The 10,449-nt window shown below is 54.9% G+C and carries 10 protein-coding genes; 6 read left to right on the forward strand and 4 right to left on the reverse strand.

The window, feature by feature from the left end:
* Nucleotides 1–436, reverse strand: a 436-nt coding sequence (locus tag ABJQ89_RS03455; protein WP_348494875.1) for a glutathione S-transferase N-terminal domain-containing protein, incomplete at its 3' end; no start/stop codon positions are given.
* Between the two features lie 32 nt (nt 437–468).
* Nucleotides 469–1,839, reverse strand: coding sequence for a glutamate--cysteine ligase (locus ABJQ89_RS03460; protein WP_348494876.1), 1,371 nt, complete (start codon nt 1,837–1,839; stop codon nt 469–471).
* Between the two features lie 250 nt (nt 1,840–2,089).
* Here ABJQ89_RS03460 and ABJQ89_RS03465 point away from each other — a divergent pair, with 250 nt between their 5' ends.
* The 5 genes from ABJQ89_RS03465 (at nt 2,090) to ABJQ89_RS03485 (ending at nt 7,529) form a co-directional block, all read left to right on the forward strand.
* Nucleotides 2,090–3,601 carry a GGDEF domain-containing phosphodiesterase gene (locus ABJQ89_RS03465; RefSeq protein WP_348494877.1) on the forward strand — a complete coding sequence of 504 codons (1,512 nt, stop codon included), beginning with the start codon at nt 2,090–2,092 and terminating at the stop codon, nt 3,599–3,601.
* Between the two features lie 122 nt (nt 3,602–3,723).
* Complete coding sequence (yidC, locus tag ABJQ89_RS03470; RefSeq protein WP_348494878.1) at nt 3,724–5,520, forward strand: membrane protein insertase YidC; 1,797 nt, start codon at nt 3,724–3,726, stop codon at nt 5,518–5,520.
* The gene (locus ABJQ89_RS03475; RefSeq protein WP_348494879.1) at nt 5,517–6,260 is read left to right on the forward strand and encodes an MOSC N-terminal beta barrel domain-containing protein; all 744 of its coding nucleotides are present in this window, start codon (nt 5,517–5,519) and stop codon (nt 6,258–6,260) included. Before yidC ends, ABJQ89_RS03475 begins: the two co-directional genes overlap by 4 nt.
* Nucleotides 6,257–6,910 (forward strand): ribosome biogenesis GTP-binding protein YihA/YsxC, encoded by a 654-nt coding sequence (gene yihA / locus ABJQ89_RS03480; RefSeq protein ID WP_348494880.1) that lies wholly within the window; start codon nt 6,257–6,259, stop codon nt 6,908–6,910. Before ABJQ89_RS03475 ends, yihA begins: the two co-directional genes overlap by 4 nt.
* 112 nt (nt 6,911–7,022) lie before the next feature.
* On the forward strand, nt 7,023–7,529 hold the full coding sequence (locus ABJQ89_RS03485) for a hypothetical protein (RefSeq protein ID WP_348494881.1): 507 nt from the start codon (nt 7,023–7,025) through the stop codon (nt 7,527–7,529).
* Between the two features lie 56 nt (nt 7,530–7,585).
* Here ABJQ89_RS03485 and ABJQ89_RS03490 read toward each other — a convergent pair whose 3' ends face one another.
* A complete protein-coding gene (locus ABJQ89_RS03490; protein ID WP_348494882.1) occupies nt 7,586–8,644 on the reverse strand; it encodes a hypothetical protein in 1,059 nt (352 codons plus the stop codon).
* 314 nt (nt 8,645–8,958) lie between these two features.
* Between ABJQ89_RS03490 and ABJQ89_RS03495 the strand changes: the two genes are divergently transcribed.
* Nucleotides 8,959–9,600, forward strand: a complete 642-nt coding sequence (locus ABJQ89_RS03495; protein WP_348494883.1) for an NAD(P)H-dependent oxidoreductase — start codon at nt 8,959–8,961, stop codon at nt 9,598–9,600.
* A 51-nt stretch (nt 9,601–9,651) separates the two neighbouring features.
* On the opposite strand, the gene ABJQ89_RS03500 is transcribed toward ABJQ89_RS03495, so the two are convergent.
* The coding region (locus ABJQ89_RS03500; RefSeq protein ID WP_348494884.1) for an FAD-binding protein at nt 9,652–10,449 on the reverse strand (798 nt) is incomplete at its 5' end.

Below are 10,449 nucleotides of genomic sequence, written 5' to 3' on the forward strand. Positions count from 1 at the left end.
GGTTGGCGTTTGCGGCTTTCAGACCCTCGGCCCAATCCGGACCGAAATAGAGACGGCCACGGTCCTTGGCGAAATCCTCTGGCAGACCGTCGCCTGCCGAGCCAAGGACGATCTTCACCGTCAGATCGAAGAGATCGCCATCGGTCCAACGGCTGAGCGCCCAGATTAGGCCTGCGTCTTTGGTCGGGAAGAAGGTGGGAGACGGAACGCGCGCCTCCAGCTCTTGCAGGATGCATTGGGAATCGCAGTAGATATCGGCGCCAATCTGCATGACCGGCGTGCGGCGATAGCCACCTGTCAGCGCGGTGAGCATGGGTTTGGGCGCAAGGCGCGGGATTTCGACGTTGGCCCATGAGATACCCTTGATGCCAAAGCCAACCCGCGCCTTTTCAGCGACGGGAGATTGCGGGTAATTGTGCAAAATGATCTGGGACATCTTGGGGTTCCTCGTTTGGTATTGCGCGCTGATTAGTAGCTGTATTCGCTATAGATCCGGCTGAGATCGCCGCCCCATTCACCGTGGTATTTTTCGAGAAGCTCGTCTGCGGGCACTTGGCCTGTGTCGAGGCTTTCTTTCAGCGCGTTGAGGAAGTGGGTTTCGTCCTGCACGAGGCCACCTGCACCGGGGCGCGCGCGTGCTTTGAGGCCCGCTTCGGATATGGCGACGACTTCGCGAGCGAGATCATGCATTTTGATATTCCCGACTTGCGCCTGCAAGCCATCGACGGAAGCGGCGACGCGCAGGGCCTCGCGCGTTTCTGCGTCCCAGCCTTTGACCAAGTCCCACGCCGCATCGAGGGCGGTTTGATCGTAAGTTAGGCCGACCCAAAAGGCAGGCAATGCACAGAGGCGGCGCCAAGGGCCACCGTCCGCGCCGCGCATTTCGATGAATTTCTTGAGGCGCGCCTCTGGGAAGGCCGTGGTCAGGTGATCCGCCCAATCGCTGAGCGTTGGTGTTTCACCGGGGAGTGCGGGCAGTTTGCCGTTCAGGAAGTCGCGGAAGGACATGCCGAGCGCGTTGATATATTCGCCGTCGCGGTAGACGAAATACATCGGCACATCGAGCGCATATTGCACCCATGCCTCAAACCCGAAGCCCTCGTCAAAGACGAAAGGTAGCATGCCAGTGCGCGCGTCATCGAGGTTGCGCCAGATCAAGCTGCGCCAGCTTTTGTGGTTGTTGACTTTGCCCTCAAAGAAAGGCGAATTGGCGAACAGCGCGGTCGCAACAGGCTGGAGCGCGAGGGCGACGCGCATTTTTTGCACCATGTCGGCCTCTGATCCGAAATCGAGGTTGACCTGAACCGTACATGTGCGGCGCATCATGGCCGTGCCCATGGTGCCGACCTGTTCCATGTAGTTGTTCATAAGTTTGTAGCGGCCTTTTGGCATCAGCGGCATCTCTGCATGCTGCCATTCGGGCGCGGCGCCAAGGCCGATGAAACCGACGCCGATTTCGTCGGAAATTTCGCGCACTTCGCGTAGGTGTTGGTTCACCTCATCGCAGGTTTCGTGGATGGTTTCCAAAGGTGCGCCAGAAAGTTCGAGCGCGCCGCCCGGTTCCAGCGAGACGTTTGCGCCGTCCTTTTCGAGGCCAATCAAATGCCCGCCTTCGCGTACCTCGGCCCAGCCGTGACGATCGCGCAGCCCCTCAAGAACGGACACGATAGAGCGCTTACCCTCAAAGGGGAGCGGCGCATTTGTGTCTGTGAGATAGCCGAACTTTTCATGCTCGGTGCCGATGCGCCATTCGGATTTCGGACGACATCCTTCGGCGAGATATTCGGCCAATTGTTCGTGCCGTTCGATAGGACCGCCACCAGACTGAGGAATAGACATTGGCACGTACCTTTTCGAATTGCGTGTCTTAGGGAACAAGCCTTGTGACGAAATTGCGGGGGTGTCAATGCGAGCAAGCCCTGCAAATTTGCACAAAACTGTTAACAATTTACCTTGGTACGTTGGTGGTTCGACTAACCCTTTAAAAACTGCAGAAAAATTGCTGGAGTTTGCGAAGTGTTGTTAACGAATTATGCTGACCCCTTGGGCAAAAAAGATGCAAACCCTATCCCCTTGTCGGAAGTGTCGCATGCCACGCTCAGAAACGTCATCCCCTATCGCAATCTGGTTCCATAGCTTGCTATGGGGTCCGCAAATCTTGGCTTTTATCCCCGCCATGTGCCTTGCCGCCTATTGGATCGCGGGTGAAGGCGGGCTGATCGCCTGCGCGTTGGGGCTACCTGTGATTTGGAGCATGCTAGGCGGTTTTGAAGCCAGCGAAACAACCGACATTGATGCAATCGCGCCTATCTCGAACAAGTCAATTTCTGATATTACCCATTTATTTCAGTCCGTTACTTCCGATAATAACGCGGTACTCATGCAAGTCAGCCTTGACGATGAAGATGAGTTATTGAGGCAGATGAGCGCCGCCGATCTACATCTTATTCAAGACAGAATCGCCCAGCGGTATCAAAATGCTTTGCGTTCGAATGATGTGATTGTGCGAACGGGTGCGCTGCGTTGGGCTATTGCCCTGGCGCCTGGCCCAAACCTTAATCTCGAAAGCGCGATTCAACACGCCAGCCGGATGCAGGGGCTTGTGGATGAACCATTGTTTTTGGGGGATGAACGGCTTTACATAAGTTCGTGCATTGGGTTCACCATGATCCAATTTCCAGTTTTGCAAACCGAGGTTTTGTTGGAACAAACGGCAACGGCGCTGTCCGATGCACGTTTGAATGGTCCTGACGCGATCCGCGCCTTTTCACCACAACAGTTAAAGGCACCGGTTGCGCCGCTCATTGCCGAGTTGAACGGCGATATCGAAACCTGTCTGACTGCGTGGTTTCAGCCGCAAATTTCGACCGACACGGGACAAGTCTGCGGGTTTGAAGCGCTCGCGCGATGGCGCGCGCATGATGGGCATTTGATTGCGCCGGCTGCGTTTTTACCCGCGCTAGAACGCTCTGGTCAGATGGGTCGGTTGACCGAATTAATGCTATCGCAGAGCCTGTCCGCGTTGAATAATTGGGACAAAGCCGGACTTGAGATTGAATCGGTGGGCGTCAATTTTTCTGAGACAGATCTTGCCAATCCGCGGTTGTTCGAGACGATTGCATGGGATCTGGATCGGTTTAATGTTGCGCCTCATCGGCTCTGTATTGAGGTGCTCGAGAGCGTGATTGCGGGCGATGCCGATGACATGATCGTGCGCACCGTGCGGCAATTGGCCGATCTGGGATGCCAGATTGATCTGGACGATTTTGGCACGGGCCATGCATCGATTTCCACGTTGCGGCGTCTGCCTGTTCGGCGTTTGAAGATTGATCGCTCTTTTGTGGCGAAGGCTGATTTGGACAATGAGCAGCAAAAGATGGTTGCGACGATTTTGATGATGGCGGATCGCATGGGGTTGAGTTGTCTTGCCGAGGGTGTCGAAACCTTGGGCGAACATACGATACTTGCGCAGCTTGGCTGTCGTTATGTTCAGGGATTCGGAATTGCGCGGCCAATGGCGTTTGAAGACACGTTGGACTGGATCAAAGACTACCGCGCGCGCCTTGATGCGCCCCCTGAAATTGGCCGCAAATCCGTATAAGTTGGCTCTGAACCGCAACCGAACGCCGCAACTGGTCTAATATGGAGCGATTCCTCTTGACCTTTTGGCACGCACATCGTTGAACGCAGCCCTAATGCGGTTAACACAGGTGGCCCTATTTCATGGACGATCAAAACAAAAACCTCATCCTAGCGACGGCTCTGAGTTTCCTCGTTATTCTTGTGTGGTTCGTATTGTTCCCACCACCTGAGCCGACACGCTCCGATCCCAATGCGATCGTCAGTGCGGAAGGTGAACAGATTGTTCCTACGGTTTCGACGACGGATGCTGGCGCTGCGAGCACTGCCACAAGCGAAGCGACGAGCATTACCGATGCTCCGCGCATCGCTATTGAAACGGATCGTTTGAAAGGCTCTGTTTCTTTGCAGGGTGGCCGCATTGATGAATTGTCCCTGAAAGACTACCGCGAAACGCTCGATGAGGGTTCGCCGATTGTGGACCTGCTTGCGCCGACGGGCAGCACAAACCCTTATTACGCGCTGTATGGTTGGGCGCCCGGCGCTGGCCTTGCGTTTGAGCAGGTCCCCGGACCAAACACAGTTTGGACAGCGACAAGCAACACTGACCTATCCGTTGGTTCCCCCATTTCCATGACATGGGACAATGGCGCGGGTCTTGTCTTTACGCGCGATATCGCGATTGACGAAAACTTCATGTTCACGGTCACACAAAACGTTGAAAACACAGGTGCGGGCACGGTTAGCCTTGCGCCATATGGTGTGTTGGCGCGTCATGGTGAGCCACAAGAGTTGAAGAACTTCTTCATTTTGCATGAAGGCGTGGTTGCGATGGCGGATGGCGAATTGGCGGAGATCGGCTATTCCGACATGCCCGATTTCGACATTAACCCGAATGAAGGCGCGCGCGCAGAAGTGACGCAAGTCGCAGAGCAAGGCTGGATCGGTTTCACCGACCACTTCTGGATGACAACGTTAATCCCTGCGAAGGGCCCGTTCAAATCCACCGCGAAATACGATGAGCGCCGCGACATCTATCAAACCGAAGCTGTTTTGCCGACGCAAACGCTTGCGCCCGGTGCGACCGCCTCTGCCACAACGCAGCTCTTTGCGGGTGCAAAAGAATGGGAAGCCATTCGCGCCTATGAAAAAGCGGGTGTTGATCGCTTTATCGATAGCATCGATTGGGGTTGGTTCTTTTTCCTGACCAAGCCGATTTTTGCGGTTCTGCATTATCTGAACGTCATGATTGGCAACATGGGTTGGGCGATTATTGGTCTGACATTCCTGATCAAGCTCGTTCTGTTCCCGCTGGCCTATAAATCCAACGTTTCGATGGCGAAGATGAAATCGCTTCAGCCGGAAATGGAAAAAATCAAAGAGCGTGCAGGCGACGACCGTCAGAAGCTGCAGCAAGAAATGATGGCGATGTACAAGAAGGAAAAGGTAAACCCTGCCTCTGGCTGTTTGCCGATCCTGATTCAGATCCCGATCTTCTTCTCGCTTTATAAGGTTATCTTTGTGACGCTTGAGTTGCGTCATGCGCCTTGGATTGGCTGGATCAAAGATTTGTCCGCGCCTGATCCCTCTTCGATCCTGAACCTGTTTGGTTTGCTAAGCTTTACGCCGCCCGAAGCCGGTTCGATCCTCGCGATTATTTCCTTGGGTATCTTGCCGATCATCTTGGGTGTGTCCATGTGGATGCAGCAAAAGCTGAACCCAGCGCCCACCGATCCGACGCAAGCGATGATCTTTGCGTGGATGCCATGGGTCTTCATGTTCATGCTGGGCACGTTCGCGAGTGGCCTTGTGGTTTACTGGATCGCCAACAACTTGATCACCTTTACGCAGCAATATCTGATAATGCGTAGCCAAGGTGTGAAACCGGATGTGTTCGGCAACATCAAGGCGGGCTTCAAACGCAAAGCTAAGGAAGAGTGATGGGCAACGTCACCTCCCTTTGGCGGCACCCGATCAAAAGTCATGGTCGGGAAGACGTTTCTTCCACAACACTTATCGCCGGGCATACCATGCCTGGCGATCGTGTTTGGGCGGTAGCGCATGAGGCCTCAAAAGCGGACAATTCTGAATGGTCGCGCTGTGCAAACTTCACGCGCATTGCCAAGGTTCCGCAGCTTATGGCCATGACGAGCCGTTTGGACGATGCGGCGGGGATTGTGACGCTAGAGCACCCTGAATTGGGATCGCTCAGCATCGATCCTGATCAAGACGCGCAGACGTTCTTGGACTGGGTCAAACCGCTGATGCCTGCGGATCGCGCGCAATCGACCCGCATTGTCAAAGTGCCCAACCGTGGCATGACCGACAGCAAGTTTCCATCGGTGACATTGTGCAATACCGCTTCTCATCGCGCGGTTGAGCAGCAGATTGGCACGGAGCTTTCTATCCATCGTTGGCGCGGGAATATCTGGCTAGACGGGTTTGAGGCGTGGGAAGAATTCGAATGGATCGACCGCGACATTCGCATTGGCGAGGCGATTTTGCGCCCGCTGGAACGCACAGGTCGATGCCCTGCAACAAAATCAAACCCTGTGACGGGTGTGCATGATGCCGATACGCTTGCCGCGCTGGACACGTTTGGCCATCGCGATTTTTCTATGTGCGCTGAAGTTATTCAAGGCGGCCTTGTTGAGGTCGGCAGTAAGGTGGAACTCCTATGAGCCAACTACCCTTCCCTATTGCAGAAGAACCTGATGAGGCATCCGCCGAAAAAGGACGCTTGCTGTTTGCGGGTGAAACCGACTTTGTCAAAGGTGTTGTTGCGATGTCCGGCCTGCCGGATGCAGACCGGATGGAAGTTTGTTTTGCAGGTCGCTCAAACGTCGGGAAATCGACGCTGATCAACGCGCTGACGGGGCGCAAGGGATTGGCGCGTGCCTCCAACACGCCGGGACGCACACAGGAGATTAACTTTTTCACTGCGGGCGAGGAACATTACCTCGTCGATTTGCCGGGCTATGGCTATGCCAATGCGCCGCTGCCTGTTGTTGAAAAATGGCAGCGTTTGCTGAAGCAATATCTGTCGGGTCGTCAAACCCTGCGCCGTGCTTTCGTTTTGATCGATGCGCGACATGGTGTGAAAAAGGTGGATCATGAGATCATGAGCCTGCTCGATAGCAGTGCTGTCACCTTTCAATGCGTGCTGACCAAGGCGGATAAGGTGAAGGCCGCTGAGCGCGAGAAGGTGCTGGATCAGGTGCGGAGCGAAATTTCCAAGCACCCTGCTGCTTATCCAGAGCTGATCGTGACGTCATCGGAAAAAGGGATCGGCATTCCGACCCTACGTGCGATTATTGCGACCCTCGTTTAGTCTGTTTTTTGCAACAGACGTTTGGCCCTTTTTCACGCTCCATCACACCGATGTGATTGGGATGTGATCAGGTGAAATCGCATAGTTTCAACACGTGTGAAGGGTGTTGAAATTGTCCAAAAATCCAAAAAAACAAGTCACTAAGAAACAAAAACAACAAGCGAGCGCTGAGGCGCTGGCAAAGAAAGAGCACGAGCTGAAGCGTGAGCGAACGAGCCGTATGACGCGGCGTTTTGCGATTGCGGCGCCAGTGGTTCTTGTCGCGGGTTACTTCACGACGACCTCTGTACAGGCCATAATGTCCGAAGCTGATCTGACGAAGATCAATGGTGGCAAGCCGTCGATTGTTCAAATCCACGATCCCCAATGCCCTTTGTGCCGCACGCTGCAAAAGCAAGCGCGCAAGGCGATGAAGACGCTGGAGGGTGGCTCTTTTGAGTATCTCGTTGCCAATATTCGTTCAGAAGACGGGCTGGCGTTTTCCAGTAAATATGGTGTTGGGCATGTGACGCTCCTGCTGTTTGATGCGGAAGGTGAGATGGTCGAGATCGTGCGCGGGCCAAGTGACGTCGAGACGCTCACGCAGGTCTTCAAGGCGCATATGCGTAAGCACGGATAGCAAAAAGGCCGCCCGAGTTTGAGCGGCCTTTTTTATTCTGTTTTCAATTCTATCGATCAGTTGGCCACCAAACGTAGTTTGGCGAGATCGGTGCCGACTACGACATTGCCCTCAAATCCGCCATCGCGCACTGCGTCGACATAGTCTTGTTCGCTCACACCGCCCTTGGGCAGCGGGAATGGTCCCTGACGCGGTGCACCAAGTGGTGGAATGAGGTGCGTGAGCATCAAGTGGGATGCGTCCGCGCGATCTGACATGGAGCCGAGGTCCGTCGCGGTTGATTGACGGAAGTAGATGGGCGGCGGGAAGCCTGTTGTCCCTTCTGGCCCCATGATCGGGTGGATCACGGAATGCACGATGACATCTGCACCATTGGCGAGCAATTCGACCTGCGCGGAGGTCGAGCTATCGCGCGGTGGTTTCGGATTATCATTGCCTGCATCGCCGCCGATCACCACGCTGCCCGCGGGTGTATCAACACGGTAGGACGCATGCCCCGCAACGTGACGGCTGGAGATGGCGCTAACCTTTACATCGCCCTTTTCCCAGACCACCTGCGGTGTTTGTGAGGGACCAAAGGTCATCACATTGAGCAGATCGGACGGACCGCCAGCCAATCGTTTGGGGTTCTCTGCGAGGCGCTGCGCCATTTCGCCAGAGGCAATGAAAGCCGCGCCTAGGTTCTTGGCAAAGCCTGAACAGCTCATCGTGTGGCCCGCGCCTGAGGTTGCGTCCTCGTGGCAGACCATATCCAGTTTGGGGCCTGCCGAATTGAAGTGCCAACGCAGCTGCGCCATGTCCGGCAGTCCTTCGGCATGATCGGAGTGGATGTGAGTGTAAAAGACTGCGGCGAGTTTGCCGACAGGCACGCCGATCTTGGATAGGCTTTGTGTGGTGCCCCGCCCTGAATCGAACTGGAGCAGCACATCGCGGCATCCGTTTTCTTCGCTGCCATAGGTCACAAGTGTTCCTGCACCTGCTTGACCGCGAAAGACCGGTGGACCCCCTTGGGTGCCTGTGAGCGTCACTTCGAGGCATTGTTCTGCCTGCGCGGAATGCGCGTGGGTGAATGTTGCCAGCGCAAGGGCGCAGGCGGCGACTGAACGTTTAAACATCAATATTTCCCTCCCAAAAAATACATGTTGCTGTCAGATCATGAACTTTATCGACATTTTTGAACCTGTCAAAAGATGCCTGCTGTGAGAGCGTCAGCGCACGAAAACGTGAACGCGTTAGATTGCGGTGTTATTGCGCGCTTCGCCTTTAGTTTTGCGGTGCTTTCGTGCTTTTGCGGAGCCTTCGAGACAGAAAAGACAAACTGTGACCTAGGGTCTTTTTGTGCGCCACTTGTCGGCGTCATGGCTTCGACCTAAGTCATTGACCAACAGAGACTTTAATCTGCTCTGTCATTTTGATTTAGGATCCACACATGGCCGATAGCGCACTACTTGAACACTTGAAATGGCGGTATGCCGCGAAGAAAATGGACCCGAGCAAACCTGTTTCGCAAGGCAAGCTGGATGTCATTCTAGAGGCGGTCCGCAAGGCACCAACATCCAGCGGCACACAGCCGTTTGAGGTGCTCTTGGTCACCAACCCAGAAGTGAAGGCCGATATTCGCAAGGTTGCGTGGGATCAATCGCCAGTGACGGAAGGTTCGCACCTGTTGGTGTTTGCAGCATGGGACAATTACACGGCCGAGCGCATTGATGCGGTTCTTGCCCAATTGGTTGAGGAGCGCGGTGATTTGCCGTTGCTCAACCAATATTATGAGAACCTGAAGGCGACCTATTTGCCACGTGATGCACAGGTGAACCATGAACACGCAGCGCGCCAAGCCTATATTGCGCTTGGATTTGCGATGATTGCGGCGGCCGAGCAAGGGATTGATTGCACGCCGATGGAAGGGTTTGTTCCTGCGAAGGTGGACGAGATTTTGGGCCTGAGGGAAAAGGGTTTGAAGTCTGTCGTTCTCTTGCCGCTTGGGCATCGCGATGCTTCGGGTGATTGGCTGTTGCAGATGCCGAAATCTCGCAAGGCGCTAGAGGCGATTGTGACCGAAGTTAAGTAAGTTTTGCATTGGGCGGGCGTTGATTAGATCAACTGCCCGCCTTTTTTGTGCTTAGCCGATGGTATCGGCGCGCCCTGCTTGGCGGCCAGAGAAGATGCAGCCGCCGAGGAACGTGCCCTCTAGCGCGTTGTAGCCGTGATAGCCGCCGCCACCGAAGCCTGCGACCTCGCCCGCAGCAAAGAGGCCAGGAATTGTTTCACCTGCGGCGTCGATCATTTGGCTGTTGAGGTTGGTTTGCAGACCGCCAAGGGTTTTGCGCGTCAGTATGTTGAGTTTGACGCCAACAAGCGGGCCGTTTTCCGCATCAAGGATTTTGTGCGGCTTGGCTGTGCGCTGGAATTTATCACCGCGATAATTGCGCGCCGCATGGATCGCCATGATCTGCGCGTCTTTGGTGAACGGGTTGTCGATCTGTGCATCGCGCGCTTTGATCTCTGCTTCGATCTTATCGAGCGGCAGGAGTTCATTGCCTTCCATCGCGTTCATTTTCGCCACCAGTTCGGGCAACGTGTCCGCGATAACAAAGTTTTCACCGTGCTCTTTGAAGGCCTCAACCGCTGGCGTCGCTTTCTTGTTCAAGATGCGCTGTTTGAGCACTTCTTTCCAGCTTTTCTGCTCAAAGTCGGGGTTCTGTTCAGAGCCAGAGAGCGCGAATTCCTTCTTGAGGATTTTCTGCGTGGTGATGAACCAAGAGTAATCATAGCCCGTATCAAGGATCATCTTGAGCGTGCCGAGGCTGTCAAAGCCGGGCAAGGCGGGCGGTGCGAAACGGTTACCCGTGGCGTCGAACCACATGGAGGATGGGCTGGGCAAGATGCGAATGCCGTGGGCAGGCCAGATCGGATCCCA

Origin of the sequence: Planktotalea sp. (genome assembly GCF_039984035.1) — a bacterium.
GTDB lineage: Bacteria > Pseudomonadota > Alphaproteobacteria > Rhodobacterales > Rhodobacteraceae > Planktotalea.